We start from the raw sequence: 25,660 nt of genomic DNA on the forward strand, positions 1-25,660 counted from the left end.
ACGGCTATGAGTGCTCATCCTAACTCTTCTCCAAAACGTGGTTTTGTTTCTCTTGTTGGCGCTGGTCCCGGTGACCCAGATTTACTAACTGTTAAAGGCTATCGAGTGATACAGCAAGCAGAAGTGATCGTTTATGACCGCCTTGTTTCTAAAGAAATATTGGCGTTAGCCAATCCTCAAGCTGAGATGGTTTATGTCGGCAAGAAGCTTGATTTTCATTGCGTGCCTCAGGATCAAATCAACCAGATTTTGGTGGAAAAAGCACTGGCAGGAAAGCGTGTTGTTCGGCTCAAGGGTGGGGACTCATTTATTTTTGGTCGTGGTGGTGAAGAGCTGGAAGAGTTGGCTGCCCATGGAATTCACTTTGAAGTGGTACCGGGCATAACAGCGGCTGCTGGCGCAACTGCATACGCAGGTATTCCGTTGACACACCGTGACCACGCTCAGAGCGTTCAGTTTATTACTGGTCATGTGCAGAAAGACGGTCGGGAAATTGAGTGGCAATCACTGGCCCAATCTAACAACACACTGGTATTTTATATGGGTCTAAAGCAGAGCCAGCGAATTACTACCAAGCTTATCGAAAATGGTCTGGATGAACAGATATCTTGCGCCATTATTGAAAACGGAACACGCAGCGAACAGCGTGTATTCACTGGGCCACTAAAAGACTTACCCAAGTTGGCAGAGGGAGCAGTCAGCCCTGCACTTATTGTTGTTGGTAGCGTGACCTCGCTGCACGATAAGCTTAAATGGTTTAATTAAAGAGTCTTTGCCTTTCGCATCAGAATCCATAGAAAACCAACAGCTTGAGTTCAATAACTGTTACTATGCCTGCGTTATTGATTAAACAGGATTCCTGATGGAAAAAGTCGCCATTTTCGTTGATGTCCAGAACATCTACTACACAACACGAGAAAAGTACCGCGCAAACTTTGACTACAATGAGTTTTGGTACGTTGCAACGGAAGGTCGAGACGTCACCGAGGCTCATGCGTATGCGATTGCTTCACATGACCCGAAACAGAGGCAGTTTCATCATATCCTTCGCGGTATTGGCTTTAACGTTAAACTGAAGCCATTTATTCAACGACAAGATGGCAGTGCCAAAGGCGATTGGGATGTGGGTATTGCTTTGGATGTGTACGAAGCTGCCAGCAAGGTTGACCGAGTTATTCTGTTATCTGGAGATGGCGACTTTGACGTGTTAGTCAAAAGAGTCCAAGAAAGGTTTGGCACCAAAGTGGATGTATTTGGTGTGCCGGGCCTTAGCGCACAGTCACTAATCGACGTGTGCGATAAGTTCATCCCGATTGAAGAGGAATTATTGCTCAGACGAACCTGAGTCTTCGCTTTCTTCATTTTCCACTTGTGCAGCGGTTTGCTGTTCTTGCTCTTCTGCTTCAAGCTTTGCTCTTTCCGCTTTAGAAATGTAGCGAGGCTTGTTGCTTTTATGTAGCTTAGCGTTTTGTTTTTTCTGCTTCGCTTTTAGGATCTGGTTAATTTTCTTCTTACGGTTCATCGTTGTCGCCCAGTATTCAGAGGGGCGCGCATAGTAACAGACTTTGTACCACACTTCACCTTAACAAGATTATCTGCGTTTTTGATGAAAGAGAACTGACGTTAGTACGGTCTGGTTAAATCATTGAACAATCGATTTGTTTCTTGCTCAGTGAGTAAGTCGTATCAGGGGAAGACTATGTGGATAAAGAAAAATCATCGCTGGGCGTTATCTGAAAACGAGGCAACACCAGAGTCGGTGTATAAAGAGCGAAGAGACATATTAAAAAAACTGGGTATTGCTGTTGTCGGTGTGCCGTTGGCGGCGAACTCTCAAGCGGGTGTTTTGGATCTGTTCTCCTCAAAAGAGGAGCCTGCTCAAGACCGCCGTATTGATTTATCTGCCTCAAAGCCGGATAAGTATCAAGCTGACCTTTCATTAACACCTGAAGACAAAGTACTGAAGTACAATAACTTTTATGAATTTGGAACAGGGAAGTCTGATCCTGCGGAAAAATCAGGTGGTTTTGTTTCCGATCCTTGGAGCGTCAAAGTTGATGGGTTAGTCGGTAATCCGATAACGTTGAATTATGAAGATATTTTCAACAAGTTCACTCTTGAAGAACGTATCTATCGCTTGAGATGCGTAGAAGCATGGTCAATGAATATACCTTGGATTGGCTTTCCGCTTTCTGACATCATCAAAATGGCCAATCCGAAGAGTGAAGCGAAATACGTTGCTTTTGAAACACTCTACGACCCTGAGCAGTTCCCCGGACAAAACTCTTGGGGTGGCAGTATCGATTACCCCTATGTTGAAGGCCTGAGACTGGATGAAGCGATGAACCCGTTAACGCTTATCTCAGTAGGTTTGTATGGCAAAACCTTAGCTCCCCAAAATGGCGCGCCTTTGCGCTTAGTTGTGCCATGGAAATATGGCTTCAAGAGTATCAAATCTATTGTGCGTATTCGTTTGACAGATCAAGAGCCACCAACCACTTGGAATAGACTTGCACCCCATGAATATGGTTTTTATGCCAACGTGAACCCGCAGGTCGATCATCCACGATGGAGTCAGGCGAGCGAACGTTTTATCGGTGAAGGTAACTTATTTAGCAGCCGCAGACAGCCTACATTGATGTTCAATGGCTATGAAGAAGAAGTCGCTCATCTTTACAAGAATATGGACTTGAGGAAGTTCTATTGATGAGGTTGTCTCCAAAGGCGATTACCGGGCTGAAGGTAGTTATCCATGGTGTGTCTTTGAGTTTCTTGCTGTTGTTGGTGCTTAAGGCTCTCGCGGGTGGTTTAGGTGGGGACCCGGTACAGGGCATCATCCACTACACGGGTATCAGTGCACTCAATACGTTGTTTGTTTCTTTACTGGTCTCGCCATTAGCGAAATGGACCAAGCAAGGGGCGTTAGTCAGAGTCAGACGATTGGTTGGGCTATATAGTTTTTTCTGGGCGGTATTACATTTAGTCGCCTTTGCGACGCTGGATCTGGGCTTGGACTGGAGTTTACTGGCTTCGGAGCTCATCAAACGTCCTTATCTCACCGTAGGTGGAGCTGTGTGGCTGATATTGTTGTCGCTGTCTGTAACATCGACCAAAGCAATGCAGCGTAGACTGGGAGCAAAATGGCAAAAGCTACATAATTGGGTTTATTTAGCCTTGCTGCTTGCACCGATACATTTCTACTGGTCGGTAAAGTCTGAGGTCACTGAACCAACAATCTATATTCTGATAGCCCTTGTGTTACTTGGTGTTCGTTGGAAAACTCTTAAACAACGATTACTTCGCTAATCGTGCAAGAGAAGTGTTGAAAGGCCAGCAAACCAAACGGTTTGCTGGTCTTTTGATTAGTCGGAGATAATGGCGTAGCCGCGGTATCTGTCGACATCGATTGTATTCATCGCTTTGATCATGCTGGTGGCATCGACCCAATGCCACAAGTAGTCAGCGTTATTAGGATCTAAGATGAGAAATGAATCCGAATCTCCATCATAAGCAGCCACTGGCGCGTAATGTCCACCACCTTTTTGCTCAACGCCTTTTCGAGCGTAGTTTACCACCAGGTAATGTTCTGGCTGACTCAGTGCCGTGACCATATTTGCCTTAATTGTGTCGATATCGTCAATGTTTTGTAGTTCGTAGCTGACGACTTTAGCGCCATTGGATTTAACCAGATCGACGAATTGAGAAAGTTGCAACCCATAGTCGTTAAACTGGCTGCCTTTCGTGGGCTTGCCTAGGATTTCAATTCTGGATTTCGGTGAGTGGATTAACACGGTGTTTTGAGTATAACGGTGAAATAGGGGAGACCAGCTGACATAGGATTTATCTGAGTGCTCGACATTGCCACCGCCGTTTGGCAGGTAGCCGGACTCCAACGTAGAGAACTGACTTGAATCAAGTGGAATCTGCTCTGGTGTTCTATCAACACGCAGTGCATTTAGCACCATCGCAGCCGATGCGACACCACAGAACATTTTGTTTTCTTGCGGTTGGTAGTAAACCGAGAGTCGCGCAAAGTCTGTCTTGTTTTCTGACGAAACCAAACGTTCAAAAGATTCAGCATCGTCCCAATAGACAATTTTTGCCGCCAGTGCGTTAAAGCTGCAGCTAATAATCAAAGCTGCCAGAGACCATTTAATAGCGTGTTTCATGAGATTGTATTCCGATGATGATTGGGGGAATTTAGAAAAGAACGGCGCAAACGAATGCACCGTTCTGAGTCATTTTCAAGTGACTAGAATGTGTATTTCAGGCCAACTGAAACGGTTGAGTTGTGGTTATCCAAGCCAGCGCCATTGGGTACTACTCCAGAGTCACCAGAGCTGTTGTCAACGATGGTGGTATCTGCTTTCGCTTCAGAGTATTTGGTATAAACATATTCGGCATATAGCTTCATGCTTGGCGTAAAGTGGTAACCATAGTTGAGCGACAACGAGATAAAATCAGAATTACGATTGCTTTGCTCATAGAAGGTCAGATCGCGCATGTTGTGATGGTCTACATCTTTCGCATCAACCCATGGGCTCCATTTAAGTTGTGCACCAAAGTCCGATTTATCCAGCTTGTATTCTCCAGCTAGTCCAAGATATAGCACGCTGAATTCCTGCTTATAGTCTATGCCTACGACGTTTGGGAATGAGCCTACGTCAGCCCCATTATTGTAGGAATAAGTGCCACCAATGCCGTCCCACTTGAAGAGGTTATATTGATAGCCCGCTAGAGCACCGACTTTGTAATTGCTTTGGCTAAGCAGCCAGTAGGTTGCATTGATGTCAATCTCATGAGCATCTCGTAACTTAGTGTCTGGGCTTATGGATATGTCTGTCGGTGATGATTGATTAGCATTAAGCCAATCGCGGTCCTCCATATGAGCGTCGCCATCATCAGTCAGCACAGACCAAAAGCTACCCCTTAGCGTCCAATTCTCATTAATATCCCAAGCAGCACCTAGCTTGATTATCGGGACATTATCGATCTCCCAGTCAAGCTGACTCAGCTTCCTTCCTGTACTGTCGTAAACCAGTTCCGTTGATGAGCCATTCAAGACGCCAAGAGATCCTTCTAGCGTGACATTATTTGTATCGCCTGCTGCCATAGCTTTAGGAGCCAGAGCGAGCGGAATTAGCATCAAAGTTAACTGTTTCATAAGTGTTTTAAATACTCCGGTATGGGCAAGTGTTTAGCCAAATGATTGAAATAGTGGTGAATTCCAGAGGCTTACTAGCTTGACTAATCAGCATGAAATTGGAGTGGAGTATAAAAATTGGACGAATAACGAAATATCAGGTGATTACCTGAGATTGAGGTCAATACAGAGGAATGAAAATCAGAGAGCTGGTCTGTGTTACATCAACCCCCTTTGTATCAAGGAGAATTCGCCGCGAATAGTAATTATGGACATTAAAGAAATGAACTATAGACAATAAGTCTATAATCATTATGTAACTCTTTGAGTTAATATATCTGCCTTATCAATAAGTAAGCTTGGCTCTTAAAGGCAGCTTTAAACTGGAGGTAGTATGGACTTTGCAAATCGACTGGAAATGTTACTTGAGGTCTCGGAGTCAGGGTCATTTGCAAAAGCAGCTGAACGTTTACATATGGATCGCTCTGTCTTGTCCAAGCAGATCAAGAAACTGGAGGAGACATTGGGTGTGCGTCTACTCAATCGCTCGACACGTTCTTTAGCATTGACATCAGCAGGGCAGGATATTGTTCATCAAGCCAGAAAAGTCAGAGAGTTATTGGCTGACACCCGCAATATTGCAGATACTTACCACAATGAGCCTAAGGGCCACTTAAGAATTTCAAGTGCGACGGTTTTTGGTCGTATGTACCTTCAGCCTGCTATCGAAAAGTTTATGGCGAAGTATCCGCAAATCACCATTGAACTGATTTTGGATGATCGTAGGGTGGATGTGATTGGTGAGCGTTTTGATGTTGTGTTCCGCATCGGCAAACTTCAGGATTCAAACCTTGTAGCCAAAAAAATCTCACCGAATGACTTTTCACTTCTTGCTTCTCGAGAGTTTGTTGAACTTCATGGCAACCCAGAAACGCCAGAGGAGCTCATTTCTCTACCTGCTATTGTGTATACCAATGGCAGCATGACCGCAGACCAATTCCAAATGCCTAGCGGGACAAATGGAGATGAACTCGCCTCATATGAAATGAACGGTAAGTACTTCGTTAACGAAGCCGAACTGATGATAGAAGGTATGAAAGCAGGTATCGGCTATGGTTTAATCTGTGATTTTATGCTGCCAGAACCTCTCAATGAGATGGGGCTGGTGAAGCTGCTACCCTATGCTGATATTTACACGCAGAGCGGTATTTATGCCATGTATTCACATCGAAACCAGCCGCCTTTGGTTAAATTTTTCATTGAAGCTGTTGAAGAAATCATAGGTTCTCCGCCAATTTGGGAACAACGGTTTCATTGATACCCAGTTCGATCTAGAGCGCCTATCAGGCGCTCTTTTTTTCTTCACTCTACCTGCAAAATCCAACCATTTAGTTACATTGGGGTGACATCTATTGGTGCAATATTTTCCACAATGAATGGACAGAACACCTATTTACTGCACGATTGTGCAATATAAAATGGACTCTGTTGATTGGAGAAACATTCTGTTTAACCAATGTTAATAAATACAAAATGTGAGGAAATAATTATGAAACGTTTAATTACTCTTACTTCAACTATGTTACTAGCAACTTCTGCTTTCGCTTCTTCTTTTGTTAACATCAGCGGTGAGCAAAACATTTCTGCTGGTTCATTTGATAGCAAAACGGCAGCTTATGAAGCTGGCTTCAATTTGAAAGATTCTATGCAGGACATGTCCCAAGCAGAGCGAAAAAACGAGTTTGCAACATTAGGCTATTCACATGTAGGCGACATCAAGTTGGATGACTTCAAAGTGAAAGTAGAAGAGTACGCAAGTAATCGTGGAGAGGTGAAGTATCGCTCTATCCTGAATTTCGATTACCAATTTAAAGCGAAGCAAAAAGACTAATATGAGTCTATTTACTGCCTTAAGCCTAGGAGATAAGGACTTCCCTAGGGCTTACGTTACTTTTTGATTCCCCTTACCAAAAGTACCCAGAAAAACCTCTCCCAGTAATTTAGCTGTAGCCTTGACTAAAAAGTGTGTTGCCTCGCATCAGTGATAAATCAGATTGCTCTACTACTGGTGAAGCGGATACTTCTTTAATAAAGATGGCAACCAATAAGAAACCGAACCTAATTTTGCTCCAGCAGCGAACAATCGCATGTCGTCATCAATAACCAAACTAAGATAAAAACATAAAAGCAGGTATTGTGAAGAGCCGCTTTCCAAATGAAGCGCTTTTGTCGACATGCATTTCTAAAGGAATGCGATTGAGAAAAAAGTGGGGTGAGAAGAGTCACCCCAAAGCACACAGCTAATCACGTCTAGATGTCCAAACTAGCTCTGTAGGGAAATGGAGTAACGATAAGCTACAAGACGCCGTAATAGAGCCAAAATTCGTCACTCCGCACCTCGAACTTAACGTGTTAATCCGCTTCACGTTAGTTATTAAGGATGATTTATATTTCTAAATATTTTTGATGATCTAAATAGCGGCGGTTTAATGGGCTGGGTTTCTTCCCTGTAGCTCTGTCAGCTCATTAAGGATAACTCCCGTCTCATAATTGAACTGTGTTCAAAATAAATCTATTGGGCTCACCTTTGTTACGGTAATCCTTATAGCTTTAAGCTAATATTACTCAATCTCAAATTCAGAACTCTGGTTATATAGTCGATGAGCTCTTTGCAATCCTTATTTATTGTTGAAGACGATGTAAAGCTTCGCTCAATGCTTGAAGAATACTTCGTTAAACAAGATTTTGAAGTCACTACTTTCGAAGACGGTAGCAGTGCTGTTGATGCTATTGTTGAGCAACAGCCGGATCTGCTTTTACTTGATCTGATGCTGCCGGGAATGGATGGCCTGACAATTTGTAGACAGATTCGAGCGAAATACTCCGGTAAAGTCTTAATGTTGACGGCAAGTGATGATGATTTTGACCATGTTGCGGCACTTGAAATTGGTGCCGATGATTTTGTCAGCAAACCGATAAAACCACGCGTATTACTCGCTCGCATGCGGATGCTATTAAGGCGAGGCCCAATTGGGGAACAGTCTGCTGAGGTAGAATCCAAACCAGTGAATACTCTGACATACGGCCAACTAAGCCTGAATCAAGCGCGCAAAGTGTGTGTTCTTGATGGTGCTCAGGTCAGCATGTCTGACAGCGATTTTGATCTGCTTTGGATACTGGCTAGCGCTCCGGATGAAGTGTTATCGCGCGACTTTCTGACCCAAACGTTGAGAGGTATCGAATACGATGGTTTGGATCGTACGATCGACAACAAAGTGGTCAGTTTGAGAAAAAAACTGGGTGACAATTCCGCGACACCTAAACGCATCATCACTGTCAGAGGTAAAGGTTATTTGTTCGTACCAGATAGTTGGTAAAATTTTTGAGGATAATGAGGTATGCGCCGAATCTACATTGAGGCATTTTTCGGGTTGTTGGTGTTGTTCACCCTGAGTCTGGTGGCGTATGAAATCATTATTTATCAACTTAATACAGACTATGACTATGTTCTAGAAGACTTAGAGGGCGCCGCATTTAGGGACGTCCTAATGACAATTTCAGACCATCAGGGTAAAGATCAAGCTTTGATAGTTCTGAATGAGTTTATCGCCAATACTGCGAAAACATTGACGGCTTTTCCGAGTTCAGATGTGCCAGATGAAGTGAAAAACTACTTCACTAATGATCGTATTCACCCATTCACATTTTATGACGACGAGCGTGATTTCTGGTTCATGTTATCGTCACCAGACACCATCTACCGAGTTCAACCTGACGTCGAGTCTGACCTTCGCAAAGCCATAGAGTTTGATGACGATATTCTTTGGGGATTTATTCTGGGCGGTTTCTTTATCTACACCTCGGGACTTATTTGGTTCTTAAGCAGGCGAGTTCGTACTCTTGAAGAGGTTACCATGAAATTCGCTCAAGGTGATTTCAACTCAAGAGCACCAACGGGTAGTAGACATCGTGTAGGCTCTCTCAATGATAGCTTCAACTATATGGCCGATAAGATTTCCGATCTTATTACCAGTAACCGCTCACTTACCAACTCCGTCGCCCACGATTTAAGAACTCCCGTTTTCCGTATTCAATGGCAGGCTGAAATGCTCCAAGACGAGAGCCTAACTCAAGAGCAGCACGATAAAATCGCCAGCATCATTGAAGATACCGAAGAGATGGAACAAATGGTCGATGAGCTTCTCTATTTCGCCAAGGTAGAGCGCCCAGACTCAGCGCTTAACATTGAAGCCATTGAGCTCGACCCGTTTATGCACGGACTGACGAACAAACTGCCTGACACTAAAATGAACTTGGTGTCGTTAGAGGTTCAAGACAATTTGTTTGTCGAGGCAGACAGCGCACTGCTCAAAAGGGCAATCAATAACTTGCTTTCTAACGCGTTGCGCTATGCGGATCAGAAAATCCAGCTTTCGGCGAAGTTAGAAAATGAAACCATCCTATTTACTGTTGAAGATGATGGACCGGGAATCCCAACCGATCACTGGAACTTTATCTTTGACCCTTTCTATAGTGCAGACCCCTCTAGGAACAAAGCCAATACTGGCTTTGGATTAGGACTAGCGATTGTCAAATTGATCGTTGAACGTCATGATGGACGTGCCGAAGTGGGTGCAAGTTTACTTGGTGGAGCTAAATTTACTCTACAAATCCCACGTATGTCAGATGAGTCTGACAAACGGTGACAAAGGCGTGACAAAGTAAAGATATTGTCAGGGTGAATCGTTTTGTACAGTGTTCATAACAAGTTAACACAAGGACAAAACGATGAAAAAGCTAACGATTCTAGTTTCAACTTTAGTAGCGGCAACAGCGGTACATGCCGCCGGTGATACATACATTCGAAACGGTAACATTTATACCAAAGAAAATAGCTGGATTGCTGAACTAGGTGGAGCAGGCGTAAGCGATCTCTACAAGGATCAGAAACATAACGCGACGCTTCTTGGTAACTTTGGTTACCAAGGCGAAGATTTCAATGCGAGCCTGCAAGGGATCAACTACCGATTCCTTGGTAATACTGGTGATATGTTCAACATGAGCGCCTACTTGGGTTCTTCTGGCTTGATGTATGACCATGACACTTCAGATTTCCTGAAAGGTATGGACAAGCGTAAAGCGAGTCTGGACCTTGGTATCAACGCTGACTTCCACTTATCTCAAGGCACCATTTCTACTTACGCTCAGCATGATGTTACCGATACTTACGATGGCTACCTAGCGGGTGTAACTTACTTCTTGCCAATGAGTGTTGGCAGCATGGACCTAGTCCCATTTGCTGGTTTGACTTATCAAAGCAAAGATTACGTGGACTACTACTTTGGCGTAAAAGACAAAGAAGCGACTCAAGCACGCAAGGCGTACAAGGGAAGCGGTGATGTGTCTTACAACTTAGGCTACAAGCTTATCCTTCCAATTAATGACAGTTGGGAGCTTACCCAGACGACGGCTTACACTCGTCTTGGCGACAACATTGCGGACTCTCCAATTGTTGATAGCGCAAACCAGTGGACCGTTGGCGCGACCGTCGCATACCGTTTCTGATCTCAGCAACTATCTCCCAAGGCCTGACTGACCGTCAGGCTTTCCTCCTTCTATTTTTAACCGCTGCGTTTGAGTGTTAGTGAATCTATGTCTGCCAACTACTTCCATTTTGTTAAATCTCTCCCTCGCGTTGCTGAGAGTGTTTACCCAGATATCCGTGGGGTGAAAAAGCTTCGCTATAACGCCCGTTTTTGTTTGTGGTCAATGTTCAAACCTAATGTGTTGAAACAAATGCAGCAGTTGTTTGATCAGCCGGAGTTTCGTCCGATCCAAGAGACAAACCCAAGGATGTTTGAAAAGCCCCTAAAACCATTCGTTTGTCTAAAGTGGCGCCCTCAACAAAGGGCTGCAAAAATCTATGAGCACTTTCAGACGCTACACCAAATGTACGGACGCGCATTCCTCGACTTTTATTCTGAAGAAGGTTGGTGCTTGATGGATATTCAGGATTGCAGACTCATGTTGTGTGCGGGTCCTGAAAGGGAAGGGTCTTTGGCTTTGAAGTTGGTCGATGAGAATAAACAGGACTTATTCACTTTAGCCTTCAATATCTCATCGTCGCCAAAACGCGAAATCCACATTGGAGCCTTGCAAGGCCCGGGCGATCATATCACTGGTCGTGGTGAAATTATTAAAAGCCTGACGCGCGGAATGCATGGGCTTCGCCCCAAAGCGCTCATGCTTGAGGTATTGCTTATACTTGCACGTGAGTGGGGTGTTGAATCGGTGTATGGCATTACTAATAAGGGCCATGTCTACCAAGCACTAAGATATACAGGCTCTAAGCGCTCAAGCATCACGTATAACTATTCTGAATTGTGGGCAGAATATGGTGGTGTAGAGGTATCAAAATATCTGTATCAAATACCTCTTTGTCCTGCTCGTAAAGATCCAAGCTCATTGAAAAAAGCGAAGCGACGCCTTTACACAAAACGTTACGCCTGGCTTGAAGATACCCACACAACAATTCGTCAGCGCCTTGGTGAACTCGCTGACTAGCGCCAACACATAGGCACAAAGACGCAGAGGGCAATCGAATGCAGGGAACACTCTATAAGTATTCATCCTTCGGAAATAAATCGGTTCGCAACTTCTGCTTCTTGTTGAACCATTAGTTGATGCGCGGTCAACATGTGTTGTTGCATTACCTGTTTTGCTTTCACCGCATCCCCTGAGCGTAACGCATCGACTAGCGAACGCTGACTCTCAATTCCGGTATGCCATAATTTATGATTTCCTGCTTCATACAATTTCCGGTATATGGTGAGTTTTGTCAGCATTTGCGCAGTAAAGCGGACGATAAACTTGAGCAGTTCATTGTCTGAGTAGCTTGCAAGGAGGCTATGGAATTCAATGGAAGCGATGTGGTGCTCTCTCTCTTGATAAATATCTTCGGGAGGCTTCTGATATTTGTCGATTTGCTTATCGAGGGCGTTCAGTTGTGACTCGTTTAGCTTACCCGAGAGTGACGCAGCGATTTCCGGCTCAAGTGATAGACGTAGCTGGTATAGATCCGAAATAGATATATCTTTAAAGAACAAATAGTTGCTCATCAAGGACTGAGCTTTGCTCTCAGACATTTCACTTACGAAAACGCCACCTTTGGGGCCAGTTTTGGTTGCAAGAATGCCTTGTGCCTCAAGGATACGCATACTTTCTCGAACGGTGCTCTTTGACGCTTCAAAGGTCTCCATGACTTCTGCTTCGTTTGGAAGGCGGTCTCCTGGTTGGAGTGCTTGCTCCACAATCCAATCCTTTATGGATTCTGCTAATTGTTGCGTTCTTCGTCCTTTCGCGCTGCTTACCACTTTAACCTCGCTGCACTTTATTATTTCTCACAAATTTTGAAGCATTTCTGCCGAAAGTCATCTGTTTTCTATCGAAATACTGGACTAAATCGCCCCTAAGTTTCGTTATGAAACTATCCGATTATTGATCTTATCGTACTCACAAAAATGTAATTTATCATGATAAATATATTTTATTTGAAATTTATCATGATAAATTAAAGTGAAATATGGTCAAAAGTAGAGCGAAAAATGAAGAATTTTAAACAAACAGCTGACCTTGCTTGGGAATGGCTTGAGTCTATTGCTCAATGCAGCCAAACAAGTAATCCCGATAAAGAAGGAGTGACTCGACTATGTGCCACTCTGCAGCATGCGGGTGCCAATCGAAAACTTCGAGATTGGATGACGGCTTCTGGGATGAATGTACATATGGACAACGCCGCCAACTTGATCGGACGTTACCCAAGTTCAAATCCAGATGCCAAAACGCTAATGTTTGGTTCGCATCAAGATACGGTTCCAAATGGAGGCAAATACGACGGTATTCTTGGCGTTATTCTGCCTATTGCATTGGTGAACTACTTTCATCAAAACCAAATTGAGTTCCCTTTTCACATTGATGTCATAGCATTCAGTGATGAGGAAGGGACTCGTTTTCAGTCCACATTGCTTGGCTCCAAAGCGATATCTGGAACCTTTGACCCTCAAATGCTTGAAGCGAAAGACGCTGATGGAGTTAGCATGCGAGAAGCGCTGGTCTCATTTGGCTGCCAGCCGGAGTTGATCAGTGAAGATTCTTACGATCAGAAGAGTGTTCTTGGTTTTGTTGAGCTGCATATTGAGCAGGGGCCGCAGCTAGAGCAGGCTAATTTGCCTGTAGGTGTTGTTACAGCGATGACAGGTATCGAGCGTCATACCTTGTCGATTGTGGGTAAGGCGAGTCACGCTGGTACCGTTCCTATGCACATGCGGCAAGATGCGCTGGTGGGAGCGTCTCAAGTGATTCATATGTTTGATCAACTATGTAAACGCGAAGAGGACTTGGTGGGTGTTGTGGGCAAAATTGCCAACTACCCAAATGGCGTGAATGTGATTCCCCAGCAAACGGACCTTACAATTGAGCTACGTTCACCAAACGACGCCTCGCGTATAGCAGCAAGAGAAGAGATGTTATCAAACATTGAATCTTTGATGCGCCAATACAATCTCGCTTACCAGCATGAGCAAACCTATGAACAGTCAGCGGTTAAGTGTGCAGACTCACTTTCAGCAACGTTAAGTGAAGCTGTGCAATTGGCTGGAATTGAACCTAAGCATATTTACAGCGGCGCAGGCCACGATGGATTGGCTGTGAGCAAGCTTACTGATATCGCCATGCTATTCCTACGTTGTACTGACGGAATCAGTCACCACCCTGAAGAAACCATATTGCAAGAAGATTTAGTCGCAGCGGCGGAAGTTCTTAATCACTTCTGTCTGTTAATGAAGCAACAACCAGATATTGGCAAGTGAAAACATCAGCCATAGTCGTTGATTTAGCTTTGCTTGCAAGCAAGAACGCTCTTATCTAGCAGCGTTTATCCCTATACTAAGGAGATATTTTGTTATGGACATGACAAAGAACATGGAAACCGCTCAAAAGAGGCGATGGTATCAAAACATTCCAGACCCGATGGTTCTAATTTTTATGATTTTGGTCGCAACCTATTTGCTGACCTTTATTGTACCAGCGGGTCAGTTTGAACGTATTGTCAGTAATGGTAAAACGTCTGTGGTGGCGGATTCGTTTACCTATTTGAAAGACGTTCCTTCGGTTCACTTCTTTGATGTTTTCGTTGCTATCCCCAAAGGTTTGATCAGTGCTGCGCCTTATTTGTTCATCGTCTTTATTGCTGGTGGTTTGTTCCACATATTGCAACGAACCGGTGCACTAGAGAACGCGATTGGCGTTGCAGTCAACCGCGCTGGCGTGAAAAAACGCAACATGATCATTACCATCGGGACGTTCATTTATGGTTTCTTCGGTGTTGCGGTAGGGTTTGAAAACAACATTGCGCTTGTCCCTGTTGCCGTTCTGATTTCTGCTGCTGTCGGGTATTCGAGCTTAGTGGGTACGGTGTTGGCTGTCGGTGGTATCGGCGTGGGTTTCGCCTTGTCTCCGATTAACCCATATACAGTAGGTGTCGCTCAAGGTATTGCTGAACTGCCAACATTTTCAGGGGCTTGGCTGCGTGTTGTCATGGTGCTCTCTTCACTAGCGCTTTTGTCTTACTATATCTGCGCTCGAGTGACCAAGATGGAGTTTAAAGAGCCAGAATCGTCGGAGGGATTAAGCAAAGATCTATCTGATTACCGTTTAGGAAAAAAAGACAAACTGACGCTTTGTGTTTTCCTTGCGGGCTTGGGTGTGATGCTTTATGGCGTGTTCGTTAATGGCTGGTACATCAATGAAATCGCAGGTCTATTTTTGTTGATGGCCATCGTGATTGGTGCAGTCAATGGCCTGAATGCCAACGCTATTGTCAAACAGATGATGGAAGGTGCTTCAGGTGTCACCGCTGGTGCGTTAGTGATTGGTGTTGCTGCTTCCATTCAGGTGATTTTAGATCAAGCACAAATCATCGACACTATCGTTCATGCGTTGAGCTCACTGATCAAAGATATGCCAATTGCGATCTCGGCAATTGTTGCCAGTGTTGTTCAAGGCGTAATTAACTTGTTTGTTCCTTCTGGCTCAGGTCAGGCAATGGTGACAATGCCAATTCTCATTCCTGTTGCGGATCTGGTCGGAATGAGCCGTCAGTTAATGATTACCGCTTTCCAAGTGGGTGATGGTTTAACGAATCTCATTGTGCCAACTTCTGGTGGAACACTTGCGATGTTAGCTCTTGGCCGTGTCTCTTATGAGCAATGGTTAAAAGCGATCTTACCTTTCATGGTGTTTGTGTACGCATTGTGTTGGGTTGTCCTGTTTATAGGTCAAATGGTGGGCTATTGAGCCTTTTTACTGCAGAGAATTTATGACGATTTCACTTATACATGTAAACCCTAAAACGGGGTTATCTGCATCAATAACAGCAACAGGTGGTGTTGCTGTCGGAGGCTATGTTAATCATAGTTGGCGCAATCTAGGTGGTTGCGCCACCCAAGGCTTGTTCACCAACCCATGGTATGCAGATCTGGCTCGAAAGTGTTTAACCGAAGGCATGAGTGCTGCAGAGACAGTCGAGGCTCTGAAAGCGGGGGATGATGAGTTTTCAAAGCGTCAGTGCTTAGTGATGGATAGAAACGGTAACAGTGCTTTTATCCATGGTAACGACAATGTTGCAGTGACAGGCTCCATTGCCTTTCCAACGCTAGCCGTTGCCGGAAATATGCTGGAGAGTGACTCGGTTCTGGCGGCCCTTGCAGACAGCTTCTTAGAACAAGTGGCCATTAACGCGGAGTCGGTTAGGGCAGGCGGCGTTCCCAAATATCGTCATGATTATGAAGACCAACTGCCTGAAACCTTGATCTCCGCATTAGAGAAGTCGTTACAAGCTGGCGGGGATAAGCGAGGAACATTTTCTGCGTCTTTAAGAGTAGAGAGTATGACGAAGGCGCCCGTTGATATTCGAGTTGATTGGGCGGATGGAGACTTAATTGAAGCACTGCGAAAGGTGTTGCGTCATGTTCGGGGCGCTGAGTTTCAAGAGTTTCTCAACAACTTGCCAAATCAGTAACTACTTAGGTTATGAAGGCAAAGAGGGCCAAGCGGTAACCTGCCGCTTGGCTCTCTCATTTATTGAAGCGCTGTTTCCCGTCTGTTTGCTGCATTAATCAGCAATACACCTGCAAGCGGAACAACAATGGCCGCATAAGGAATCATACCGGCACCCAGCGGGCTATCCAAAATCGTCCCACCGATAAAACCTCCAAACGCGTTAGCTAAGTTAAAAGCGGAGATATTTGCTGTTGCCGCCAGCTCCTGACCTTTACCACCATGTTTCATGACGCGCAGTTGCATTGCAGGTACATTGGCGAAAGAGGCAATGCCGAATACGAAACTAGCAATCACAAACAGCCACTGGTTATCTGAGACGAGTCCTACCGCGATGAGTGAGAGAACCATAGCGACAGACCACCAAAGTGACGCCTTTGCTAAATCTTTATCTGATGAGCGGCCGCCAAGGTGGTTCCCGACAATCAGACCAAAGCCGACAACGACCAGAATCCAGGTTACTGCATGTGAAGAGTAACCAGCGACATGCTGAGCAATAGGGGCGATATAGCCGTAAAAGGTCATGAAGCCTGACCATGCAAGTACTGTAATCGAAAGGCTGATCAGTAGCATTGGGTTCTTAAAGGCCATGAGCTGGTCTTTAACATCAGACTGAGAATGAGCGTGATCAGACTTGATGAACATAGAAATGGCTAAGAATGCAACAATGCCGAGTGCGGAGACAGTAATAAACGTTGTGTGCCAGCCAAGCTCAAGCCCTATCCACGTACCTCCGGGAACGCCAAGCACATTCGCGAGTGTTAAACCTGCGAACATTTGACCTACAGCACGACCTGCCATTTTTTCTGCCACCAGGCTAGTTGCGACAACGGAACCTATGCCGTAAAAAGGCCCTTGTACCAATCCAGTAATGACTCTGCTCACCATCAACACGGTATAGTTTGGTGCGAAAGCCGAAATTAAGTTGCCCGCGATAAACAGCAACATCAAAAACAGCAAGACTGGTTTCTTGTTAAATTTGGCCAGATAAATAGTGAGAATTGGCCCGCCAAACACAATAGCCAGAGCGTAAGCACTAATGAGATAACCAGCTTGGCCCTCGGTGATTCCCATCGAGCCGGAAACTTGGGTTAATATTCCAGCAATTACAAACTCTGCGGTGCCAATAGCAAATGCGGATAGTGTAAGTATCCAAACCTGCAATGGCATTTTCTGATTCGTCATAAATGTATCTCGGTAATGAAGTTGATGATTCCATTTTATGTATTTGCACATTGTTGATAATTGGGTGAGAATCGAATTCATAATTCACTATTTCTGAATAATGCTGGTGAGGAACAATGAACAAACTAGCGGATATGGAATTGTTCACTCTGATTGTCAAACATCAAGGGTTGGCAAGTGCAGGCAGAGAGCTTGGGCTGTCGCCGGCCAGCGTAACGGCAAGGCTTCAAGCACTTGAAGAGAGGCACGGTGTGAAGCTACTCAACCGCAGTACACGGCATATTGCGCTAACAGATTCCGGTCTCAACTATTATGAGTCTTGTCTACAGATATTAGAAAGTGTCCGTGAAGCGGAAGCAAAACTGCATAACACTGCTGTTCAGATAGAAGGGCAAATTCGAATTTCAGCCCCTAAAGATATTGGTAAGCAGTTTGTGATGCCAGCTATCGATACTTTTCAGCAGCTCTATCCCAAAGTTGTGCCTCACTTGCTATTGCATGACAACCTATCGAGCTGGTCGGAAAACAACATTGATCTCCAGATACGTTATGGTTCTCCTCCAGATAGCGGCATGATTGCCAAAAGGCTAGCCGTAAGTGAGCGTGTTTTAGTCACATCTCCTGCTTATATTGATAATCACGGCATGCCAAACAATCCTGAACAACTTCGCTCACACCAATGTTTATCTTTGCTGAGAAATGAACAGGAAATGAAGCTTTGGTACTTCCAGCACAAGGAGTCTGATGAGACATCATCGCATCAGGTGCTGAGCTTTCGTTGTTCAGACGATGGTGAGGTGATTCGGCATTGGGCAAAGCAAGGTGTTGGTATTGCACTTAAGTCTCGATTAGATGTTGAGGCTGACGTTAAGGCAGGCACACTACAAATCCTACTGCCGGATTTTCGCGTCGACTTTAAACCATTTTCTTCGAACAATGATTCTGAGCTTTATGCGGTGTACCGCGATCGTAAATATCAGCCTAAACGTCTCACTCTGTTTTTGAAGCATCTGGTTGACGCATTTGCCACGGCTGCAAGGTGAGGGGTGGCGGGGCGGATACCATTCTACTCGTTCACTCTCATAAGCAGTATCAATAAGGCCCGTTTGTCACTTTTGTGCAAAACAATGAAAATCTTGTAGGAGCAAGGTTAGAGATCTGTCAGACTCTCTAAAGTATAAGAAATCAAAGAGTTCAGGGACGATCATGCTAGATGCTCAGCTCGCTCAACGAATTGTTGATCGCACAATGCCGATTATTGGCTACAACATTAACGTGATGAACAATGCAGGTCTTGTGGTCGCAAGTGGAGAAAGCTCGCGTATAGGTCAGACACACGACGGGGCATTGTTGGCATTAAGCAGAAAGGCTTCAGTTGAAGTGACCTCAGAAGACTGCAAACTCCTCTCTGGCGTCAAACCTGGTGTTAACCTTCTTCTCAAACATAAAAATGCCATTCTAGGTGTGGTTGGCATCACTGGTGAACCTAATGAGATTCGTGGTGTAGCTGAGCTTGTGGCAATGACGGCTGAGCTTATCATCGACCAAGCCGACTTATTGGAAAAAGTTCAACGTGATAGACGATACAGAGATGAGTTCATCTTAGCTTGTCTAACAGGGCGCTTGTCTTCCTCCGAAATGCGAGATGGTGCTGAACAAATCTCAGTGAATCCGAGTGATTCATGGGAGTTGTTACTGGTCGAGATGCCTACTCAAGATAGCTCCACAGCAACACTCACAGAACGTCTTTACCAAAAACCGGGTCATCACCTTTGTGCTCATTTGTCAGCACGCCATTTAGTCATTTTTGTTCCGACAGAACAGCCCTTGAGTGCAGATAGCGTAAATGAGTGGCTTCACTGGTTAGAGCAAACACCATGTCGAAATCTAAAGGTTTCAACGGGAAAATTTGCCCGCAGTCTTGAGGAGTGGCAAACCGCTTACAACTCGGCGCTTCAGGTAATGAAAATAGGGAAGGCGGCACGTCCCAAGAATGCGGTGTACCTTCTCGATGATTATCAATTGCCTGTTTTGTTAGCGCCATTACATGGTACTTGGCAGGGAGAGCAACTGTCACAAATGACAGCGACCTTGGTCGAGCATGATAAATCAGGCCAGCTTATCGCGACCTTGGAGGCCTACTTTGATGCAAATGGCAGTGCAAATGACACGGCTTCCAAATTGTTTATCCACCGAAATACTCTGAAATACCGTTTGGACAAGATCACTGAAATTACAGGATTTGAGACAACAGATTTCTCTCATATGGCGCAGCTTTATCTGGCGATTCAGCTTGGTAAGCTTAGTTAGATTGTGCATATTTACCATAATTAAGTTTTATTTAGCTTGTATTTTGTTGATTTGCACAATGATGCAGCTCTTTTTTTGTCCCATAATGTCTACAGTCATCAGTGGAAAGGAATAGGCCAGTATGAAGATTGTTATCGCTCCAGACTCATTCAAAGAAAGTTTGTCCGCAATAGAAGTTGCTCAATCAATCCAGACGGGGTTGGAAAGAGTATGGCCTGATGCTGAGTTTTTAAAAGTGCCAGTGGCAGATGGTGGTGAAGGGACGGTTCAGTCTTTAATTGACGCCACTTCAGGACAAAAAGTATTCACTGAGGTAACGGGACCATTAGGTAAGCCAGTGCAAGCTTTCTATGGCGTTTTGGGTGACGGCAAAACCGCTGTGATCGAAATGGCTGAAGCAAGTGGTTTACACCTAGTCCCAGCAGAAAAACGAGACCCTAAGATTACAACCAGCTTCGGAACTGGTGAGCTGATTAAGCACGCATTAAATCAAGGTGTAACCAAGCTGATTGTTGGGTTGGGGGGCAGCGCGACTAATGACGCTGGCGCTGGAATGCTTGCCGCATTAGGTGTTACTTTCTTAGATAAAACAGACGAAGAGTTTGTGCCTGTTGGCGGTGCAAGCCTAGCAAACCTAGAAAGTGTTGATACTTCCAAGCTGGATCCGCGACTAAAGCAATGTGAAGTGGTCGTCGCGTGTGATGTAGATAACCCTCTTTGTGGTGATAAAGGTGCATCCGCTGTATTTGGACCACAAAAAGGGGCAACTGAGCAAGATGTGGCCCTGCTGGATAAATTTCTAGAGATTTTTGGCCAAGTAACAGAAAAAAATGCTGGCGTTGATGTGCTTACTGCGGCTGGTGCCGGTGCAGCTGGTGGAATGGGTGCGGCTTTACTTGGTTACGCTAATGCAGTGTTAAAGCCGGGTATAGAGATTGTTCTGGATACGGTTGAGCTAGAATCGAAACTGATAGGCGCGAATTTAGTGATCACTGGTGAAGGCAAAATTGATGACCAAACGGTTCATGGCAAAACTCCCGTAGGCGTATCAAAACTGGCTAAGCAACTTAATCTTCCTGTTATTGCGATTGCGGGTTGTACTGGAAATAATTTCCAAGCAGTCTATGAGCACGGTATTGATGCTGTCTATGCCTGTTTACCTAGGCCAATGTCGCTGCAAGAAGCATTTGATGAAGCCGCAAGCAATCTAGCAAACGTTGCGGAAAACGTGGCTCGGACTTATCAGATAAGTCACTAGGTTCAGCGAATACGGCAGTGATTAGCACTGCCGTCATTATGCTGCCACTTTAGATAGACAAATCACACACTGTTGAAACCATGCATAGTGACTCTCCAAAGTCCTAGAAATTCCTTTCGAAATCAGATACTGGTTCGATTCGAACCTTAAACTATTTTTACCACTTTTCACTAAACGAACGACATCGAACTCAAGGATCTCCTGAACTTGAGGGTAGATAGCTTTGTAGAGTGATTCTTTCGCTGAAAACAATAAAGTGACCGCTTCATTTCGGCTCAGACCTGTTTGAGCAAGCAGATCTATCTCCTCTTCTCTAGCGATAAAAGCGTGAGCATCTTTTACTTCCTGACCTGAAAGGAGACGTTGGATGTCGACACCGATATGATGATCTGCCAGCTTTTCTTTCCTCTCGACCACTGCAACCGCGTAGTTTTCACAGTGAGAAATTGAGCCGCTAAGGTGAGGTGGGAAATTGGGAGAACGATCTAAATTTATGCCTATTTGATGAGATTCTCCAAGGAGAGCAAGAGCATTGTGAGCCGCAGAGCGACCTGCGACAAATTCAGCCTGACGTGAAAAGTGCGCCTTCTGTATGGAATAGGGTAGCTCTTTTCTCGGATAAAGTGACTTAGGGAACAGTGACTTATCGTATGACACGATGCAAACCACCAGTTCCGTTTGATTAACAGTGAATGGCAGGTTTGGAAGCCCTTGAAGCCAGTTTTGTTTATTTTTAGTACTTTCAGTCAGCGTGTTCATTTCTTAAATCTACCGCTCTTAACCTAAGCTCAGGCCTTATATATCAACCAAATACCTTAACAATTGTGTATATAATTGCAAATGAAAATGGTTTGCATTTATATATTTACTGTTATATAACTTCCACCTTGTTAATCAGTCGTTTTTTATTGATTAACCCTATGTAAAAAGAGAGTTTAAGGGAACGGATATGCTCGAAGCTAGAAAACTAGCATTTAGCGTTGGCGACAGAAGCTTGTTGTCAGATTTTGATATGAATTTTGAACCAGGCAAGATTTACGCTCTGGTTGGCCATAACGGCTCAGGTAAATCAACGCTACTTAAACTTCTCGCACAGCAACAAAAATCCACCAGCGGAGATGTCTTGCTACAAGGCAAATCAGTTTCCGATTGGTCAGATAAGAAATTCGCTCAGCAAATCGCCTATCTTCCTCAGCATTTACCACCTACCGATAGCCTTTCAGGAAAAGACCTAGTGAGTTTTGGCCGCTACCCATGGCACGGCTTACTTGGGCGTTTAGGTACGAAAGATAAAGAATTCATCCAACAAGCGATGCAGATGACGGATACGGAAAAGTATGCAGACCGCTTGGTTGATACATTGTCGGGTGGTGAACGTCAGCGAGTGTGGTTAGCCATGCTTCTGGCTCAGAGAACTCAGTATCTGCTTTTGGATGAGCCTTTGTCTGCTCTGGATATCGCTCACCAAGTAGAAATGCTTGAACTAATAAAGAAACTGGCAACTGAACTCGAATTAGGCGTTCTTATCGTGATACACGATATCAACATGGCCACTCGCTTCTGCGACCATATAGTGGCACTTCATAGCGGTAAAATGATCGCTCAAGGCTCTGTTTCTGAAGTGTTTAACGAACAGCAGCTAAACGATATTTATGGTATCGAAATGCAGATCACCGACCACGCTGCAGGCTATCCGGTTGCCATGCCATGCTAAACATCAAACGAATGACAATCGCCTGCCTTACTACGTTGACTGCAGTAATGCCTGCCATGGCTGGGTCAGAGGTTTCACAAGATAAATTACGAGTGATGTCCATTGACTGGTCTCAGACGGAAACCATGATTGCTCTTGGCGTTACGCCTGTGGCATCGGCTCAACAGTCGGATTACAACGACTGGGTGAGAAGTCCGAAAATACCGGATGAGACTGTGGATGTTGGCCTGCGCACTCAACCCAACCTAGAAAGATTATCTGAGCTAAACCTAGACACCATATTCCTGTCTCCTCGTTTCGCTTCGCTTGAGACTCAGTTATCTCGTATTGCACCCGTCAAAATCCTTGGCCTGTATAAAGTGGGTGAGGTTAACTGGGAAGCCGTCACTGATTTCACACGCCGCATGGCAAAAGAAGTTAACGCTGATAGACAAGCTGAACAGCTTATCGCCAATAGTGAAGCTGAGTTGAATGGCCTCAAGGCAGCACTGCCTGACAACCTGCCTCCAGTGCTTTTAGTGCAGTTTATGGACACCAAACATGTTCGAGTATTTGGTGAGAACAGCATCTATAAAGTGGCATTGAATCAGTTAGGCATTCAAAATGCTTGGGACAAAGCCACTAACGCGTGGGGCTTTGCTCTCACAGGTGTTGATAAGTTACAGGGTATCGATGCGCAATTTGTCGTTATAGAACCTCTTCCTGTTGGCGTAAAGGAACATTTAGCGCACGACCAATATTGGCAATATTTGATTGAGCAAACGGGTCGTCCGGTAATCACCGTAAAACCAACATGGAGTTTTGGTGGTTTACCCTCAGCGATGCGTTTCGCTAATTTGGTCACCTCTGCTCTGGCTGAGGAGGTCACCCGATGAGAATCTTATCTCTGAGTCTTGTCGCGATACTCGCGGCATTTATGCTGACCATTGCAGGCTTTCAGTTGAATGCCTCTGGTAATTTTTCCGCAGGCGTGAATAGTCTTTTCCAAGCAGATTGGATGTCGCCAGAATCGGTTAGATTGCATCTAACTTGGTGGCCTAGATTTTTCACGACACTGATTGCAGGTGCGGCTTTGGCTGCTGCTGGTGTACTGATGCAGCAAGTATTGCGCAACCCTTTGGCGTCACCATCCACTTTGGGTGTGGCAAGTGGTGCCAGTTTTGCCCTTATGATGGCAACCTTGTATGCCCCTTGGTTACTGACGTTTTCTAAATCACTGATTGCTGTGCTTGGTGGCGTGGGAACAATGGCACTGGTATTTGCACTGTCATGGCGTCGTGCACTTTCACCGACAGTTGTGGTGGTTTCGGGTCTGGTCATTAACCTCTACTTCGGCGCCGTCAGCACTGTTCTGTTAATGATGAATCAGGATAAGCTGGCTGGTTTAATGATTTGGGGTGCGGGTTCTCTCGTTCAGACAGGATGGTCTGATATTGCTTATCTCGCCCCAAGACTCGGGTTAGCGATTGGTATTTCATTCTTATTTGTTAAGCCGCTAACCTTGTTAGAATTATCCGAAGAAGGAGCGAAAAGCCTTGGCGTGTCTCTGGCAAAGTTGCGCGTTATATGTCTTGGCCTCGCAGTGTTACTGACATCTTGGGTGGTTGCTAAAGTTGGCGTGATTGGCTTCGTAGGCCTCGCTGCCCCAGCGATTGCTCGCGCAACTGGTGTGCATCGTCTTGTGCCTAAGTTAATCGTCTCCATGCTGTTAGGTGGTTTACTACTAACGCTTACGGATCTGCTTATCCAGCAGCTCCCAGGTATTGCCGCTATGATTGTGCCAACTGGTGCCGCTACTGCTGCATTAGGTGCTCCTCTCTTATTGTGGTTACTGCCAAGGTTGTCGATGCGCAGTCAAACCCAGACGCAAACAGTCATGACGCGTCATAGTGAGCAAGTTAAGAGCCTCAACCGTCATGCCATTGCATTGGTTGCGCTCGTTATTCCAGTTGCTCTATTTATCTTTAGTACCACTTCAATTCAAAGCTCTGGCTGGCAGTGGCTAGTGTTCTCAGGTGAGTGGAACCTGCTTGAGTGGCGTTGGCCCCGACTTGTTGCTGCCGCCTTAGCTGGTGTGATGTTGGCTACCGCAGGTACGGTGATCCAGCGTTTAAGTGGTAACCCGATGGCGAGCCCTGAAGTGATCGGCATCAGCTCTGGTACCGCTTTGGGTTTGATCATTGCCATGTTCTCTGGCATTGGCGTTAGTCTCGTTGGCTTGTATCTAGGTGGACTAGTGGGCGCGATGGCTTCGCTGTCTGTGATTGTTCTTTTGAACCGCAAGTCTGGATTCCAACCAGAACGTGTGTTGCTGACTGGTGTCGCTATCACAGCTCTGATGAACGCGGTACAAAGCTTCGTATTGGCGGGCGGTGACCCTAGGAGCTATCAAGTTTTAGCCTGGCTTTCTGGCTCAACTTACTTTGTTACAGAGGCGACCTTACTTCCTTTAGCCGTTGCAACTTTCGTGCTTGTTGGCTTTAGTTTCTTAACGGCTCGCTGGTTGGACATATTACCTTTGGGAGAGGCCAGTTCTCGCGCACTTGGAGTGAAAGTAGGGCAGGCGAGAGGCTTGCTATTACTGCTGGTGGCATTGCTAACAGTTAGTGCCACTCTCGTTGTTGGCCCATTGAGTTTTATCGGTTTGATGGCACCGCATCTTGCTCGCTTATTTGGTTTTAGTCGAGCTCGAGAACACCTGATTTGTTCAGCGCTTGTCGGCATGGGGCTAATGCTTCTCGCTGATTGGCTAGGACGCCAAATGTTGTACCCGCAAGAAATTCCAGCCGGTTTGGTGGCGTCTTTAATTGGCGGTATGTATCTGATGTGGGGACTTCGCAGACTCTAATTTTTAGTCATGAGGGAGGCAATGCCCAGCTTTCCTCAATGCTGTTTTGAAATTTGTTGATAATGATAATCACAATAATAATTAATA

The 25,660-nt window shown here is 45.1% G+C and carries 25 protein-coding genes; 19 read left to right on the forward strand and 6 right to left on the reverse strand.

The window, feature by feature from the left end; all coding sequences use genetic code 11:
• Window positions 1-6: 6 nt before the first annotated feature.
• On the forward strand, window positions 7-765 hold the full coding sequence (cobA, locus tag QMA41_RS01215; protein ID WP_171352714.1) for a uroporphyrinogen-III C-methyltransferase: 759 nt from the start codon (window positions 7-9) through the stop codon (window positions 763-765).
• Between the two features lie 97 nt (window positions 766-862).
• A complete protein-coding gene (locus QMA41_RS01220; protein WP_006962420.1) occupies window positions 863-1,345 on the forward strand; it encodes an NYN domain-containing protein in 483 nt (160 codons plus the stop codon).
• Here the strand turns inward: QMA41_RS01220 and QMA41_RS01225 are convergent.
• Complete coding sequence (locus QMA41_RS01225) at window positions 1,325-1,522, reverse strand: DUF2986 domain-containing protein (RefSeq protein WP_095560244.1); 198 nt, start codon at window positions 1,520-1,522, stop codon at window positions 1,325-1,327. The two genes, QMA41_RS01220 and QMA41_RS01225, sit on opposite strands and share 21 nt — an antisense overlap.
• Before the next feature lie 177 nt (window positions 1,523-1,699).
• Between QMA41_RS01225 and msrP the strand changes: the two genes are divergently transcribed.
• On the forward strand, window positions 1,700-2,707 hold the full coding sequence (gene msrP / locus QMA41_RS01230) for a protein-methionine-sulfoxide reductase catalytic subunit MsrP (protein ID WP_038159024.1): 1,008 nt from the start codon (window positions 1,700-1,702) through the stop codon (window positions 2,705-2,707).
• Window positions 2,704-3,306: a protein-methionine-sulfoxide reductase heme-binding subunit MsrQ gene (msrQ, locus tag QMA41_RS01235; protein WP_281628619.1), complete on the forward strand. Its 603-nt coding sequence runs from the start codon at window positions 2,704-2,706 to the stop codon at window positions 3,304-3,306. The genes msrP and msrQ overlap by 4 nt, the downstream gene beginning before the upstream one ends.
• A 56-nt stretch (window positions 3,307-3,362) precedes the next feature.
• Here the strand turns inward: msrQ and QMA41_RS01240 are convergent, their stop codons facing one another.
• Window positions 3,363-4,169, reverse strand: a complete 807-nt coding sequence (locus tag QMA41_RS01240) for a phytochelatin synthase family protein (RefSeq protein ID WP_281628620.1) — start codon at window positions 4,167-4,169, stop codon at window positions 3,363-3,365.
• A gap of 83 nt (window positions 4,170-4,252) precedes the next feature.
• Window positions 4,253-5,164 (reverse strand): omptin family outer membrane protease, encoded by a 912-nt coding sequence (locus QMA41_RS01245; protein WP_006962409.1) that lies wholly within the window; start codon window positions 5,162-5,164, stop codon window positions 4,253-4,255.
• A 373-nt stretch (window positions 5,165-5,537) separates the two neighbouring features.
• Here QMA41_RS01245 and QMA41_RS01250 point away from each other — a divergent pair, with 373 nt between their 5' ends.
• From QMA41_RS01250 to QMA41_RS01275, 6 genes are all read left to right on the forward strand, one after another.
• A complete protein-coding gene (locus QMA41_RS01250; RefSeq protein WP_281628621.1) occupies window positions 5,538-6,461 on the forward strand; it encodes a LysR family transcriptional regulator in 924 nt (307 codons plus the stop codon).
• Window positions 6,462-6,692: 231 nt separating this feature from the next.
• Window positions 6,693-7,034 carry a DUF3316 domain-containing protein gene (locus tag QMA41_RS01255; RefSeq protein ID WP_006962405.1) on the forward strand — a complete coding sequence of 114 codons (342 nt, stop codon included), beginning with the start codon at window positions 6,693-6,695 and terminating at the stop codon, window positions 7,032-7,034.
• A 769-nt stretch (window positions 7,035-7,803) separates the two neighbouring features.
• On the forward strand, window positions 7,804-8,520 hold the full coding sequence (locus QMA41_RS01260; protein WP_281628622.1) for a response regulator: 717 nt from the start codon (window positions 7,804-7,806) through the stop codon (window positions 8,518-8,520).
• A 21-nt stretch (window positions 8,521-8,541) separates the two neighbouring features.
• A complete protein-coding gene (locus QMA41_RS01265) occupies window positions 8,542-9,849 on the forward strand; it encodes an ATP-binding protein (RefSeq protein WP_281628623.1) in 1,308 nt (435 codons plus the stop codon).
• Window positions 9,850-9,931: 82 nt separating this feature from the next.
• Window positions 9,932-10,708 carry an outer membrane protein OmpV gene (ompV, locus tag QMA41_RS01270; protein WP_281628624.1) on the forward strand — a complete coding sequence of 259 codons (777 nt, stop codon included), beginning with the start codon at window positions 9,932-9,934 and terminating at the stop codon, window positions 10,706-10,708.
• An 87-nt stretch (window positions 10,709-10,795) separates the two neighbouring features.
• Window positions 10,796-11,707 carry a VirK/YbjX family protein gene (locus tag QMA41_RS01275; protein ID WP_171352707.1) on the forward strand — a complete coding sequence of 304 codons (912 nt, stop codon included), beginning with the start codon at window positions 10,796-10,798 and terminating at the stop codon, window positions 11,705-11,707.
• A 62-nt stretch (window positions 11,708-11,769) separates the two neighbouring features.
• On the opposite strand, the gene QMA41_RS01280 is transcribed toward QMA41_RS01275, so the two are convergent.
• Window positions 11,770-12,516, reverse strand: coding sequence for an FCD domain-containing protein (locus QMA41_RS01280; RefSeq protein WP_281628625.1), 747 nt, complete (start codon window positions 12,514-12,516; stop codon window positions 11,770-11,772).
• A gap of 231 nt (window positions 12,517-12,747) precedes the next feature.
• Between QMA41_RS01280 and QMA41_RS01285 the strand changes: the two genes are divergently transcribed.
• The 3 genes from QMA41_RS01285 (at window position 12,748) to QMA41_RS01295 (ending at window position 16,220) form a co-directional block, all read left to right on the forward strand.
• Window positions 12,748-14,010, forward strand: a complete 1,263-nt coding sequence (locus QMA41_RS01285) for a M20 family metallo-hydrolase (RefSeq protein ID WP_281628626.1) — start codon at window positions 12,748-12,750, stop codon at window positions 14,008-14,010.
• A 94-nt stretch (window positions 14,011-14,104) separates the two neighbouring features.
• Window positions 14,105-15,496 (forward strand): AbgT family transporter, encoded by a 1,392-nt coding sequence (locus tag QMA41_RS01290; protein WP_281628627.1) that lies wholly within the window; start codon window positions 14,105-14,107, stop codon window positions 15,494-15,496.
• A gap of 22 nt (window positions 15,497-15,518) precedes the next feature.
• On the forward strand, window positions 15,519-16,220 hold the full coding sequence (locus QMA41_RS01295; protein WP_281628628.1) for a DUF1028 domain-containing protein: 702 nt from the start codon (window positions 15,519-15,521) through the stop codon (window positions 16,218-16,220).
• 59 nt (window positions 16,221-16,279) lie between these two features.
• Here the strand turns inward: QMA41_RS01295 and QMA41_RS01300 are convergent, their stop codons facing one another.
• Window positions 16,280-17,443: an MFS transporter gene (locus tag QMA41_RS01300; protein ID WP_281628629.1), complete on the reverse strand. Its 1,164-nt coding sequence runs from the start codon at window positions 17,441-17,443 to the stop codon at window positions 16,280-16,282.
• A gap of 116 nt (window positions 17,444-17,559) precedes the next feature.
• Between QMA41_RS01300 and QMA41_RS01305 the strand changes: the two genes are divergently transcribed.
• The 3 genes from QMA41_RS01305 to QMA41_RS01315 all read left to right on the forward strand — a co-directional run bounded on the left by QMA41_RS01305 (window position 17,560) and on the right by QMA41_RS01315 (window position 21,011).
• On the forward strand, window positions 17,560-18,486 hold the full coding sequence (locus QMA41_RS01305; RefSeq protein ID WP_281628630.1) for a LysR family transcriptional regulator: 927 nt from the start codon (window positions 17,560-17,562) through the stop codon (window positions 18,484-18,486).
• 163 nt (window positions 18,487-18,649) lie between these two features.
• Window positions 18,650-19,753 carry a sugar diacid recognition domain-containing protein gene (locus tag QMA41_RS01310; RefSeq protein WP_038159068.1) on the forward strand — a complete coding sequence of 368 codons (1,104 nt, stop codon included), beginning with the start codon at window positions 18,650-18,652 and terminating at the stop codon, window positions 19,751-19,753.
• A gap of 121 nt (window positions 19,754-19,874) precedes the next feature.
• The gene (locus QMA41_RS01315; protein ID WP_281628631.1) at window positions 19,875-21,011 is read left to right on the forward strand and encodes a glycerate kinase; all 1,137 of its coding nucleotides are present in this window, start codon (window positions 19,875-19,877) and stop codon (window positions 21,009-21,011) included.
• Window positions 21,012-21,047: 36 nt separating this feature from the next.
• Here the strand turns inward: QMA41_RS01315 and QMA41_RS01320 are convergent, their stop codons facing one another.
• Complete coding sequence (locus tag QMA41_RS01320) at window positions 21,048-21,770, reverse strand: 4'-phosphopantetheinyl transferase superfamily protein (RefSeq protein ID WP_281628632.1); 723 nt, start codon at window positions 21,768-21,770, stop codon at window positions 21,048-21,050.
• Between the two features lie 190 nt (window positions 21,771-21,960).
• Here QMA41_RS01320 and QMA41_RS01325 point away from each other — a divergent pair, with 190 nt between their 5' ends.
• Genes QMA41_RS01325 through fhuB form a run of 3 tightly spaced genes read left to right on the forward strand, consistent with a single transcriptional unit; the run spans window position 21,961 to window position 25,573 of the window.
• Window positions 21,961-22,725 carry an ABC transporter ATP-binding protein gene (locus QMA41_RS01325; protein WP_281628633.1) on the forward strand — a complete coding sequence of 255 codons (765 nt, stop codon included), beginning with the start codon at window positions 21,961-21,963 and terminating at the stop codon, window positions 22,723-22,725.
• Window positions 22,719-23,600, forward strand: a complete 882-nt coding sequence (locus QMA41_RS01330) for an iron-siderophore ABC transporter substrate-binding protein (RefSeq protein WP_281628634.1) — start codon at window positions 22,719-22,721, stop codon at window positions 23,598-23,600. The genes QMA41_RS01325 and QMA41_RS01330 overlap by 7 nt, the downstream gene beginning before the upstream one ends.
• Entirely contained in the window at window positions 23,597-25,573 is a 1,977-nt protein-coding gene (gene fhuB / locus QMA41_RS01335; RefSeq protein WP_281628635.1) for a Fe(3+)-hydroxamate ABC transporter permease FhuB, read from the forward strand. The genes QMA41_RS01330 and fhuB overlap by 4 nt, the downstream gene beginning before the upstream one ends.
• The last annotated feature ends 87 nt before the right edge of the window (window positions 25,574-25,660 follow it).

Source organism: Vibrio sp. St2, assembly GCF_947311885.1.
In the GTDB taxonomy this organism is placed as follows: Bacteria; Pseudomonadota; Gammaproteobacteria; order Enterobacterales; family Vibrionaceae; genus Vibrio; species Vibrio coralliilyticus.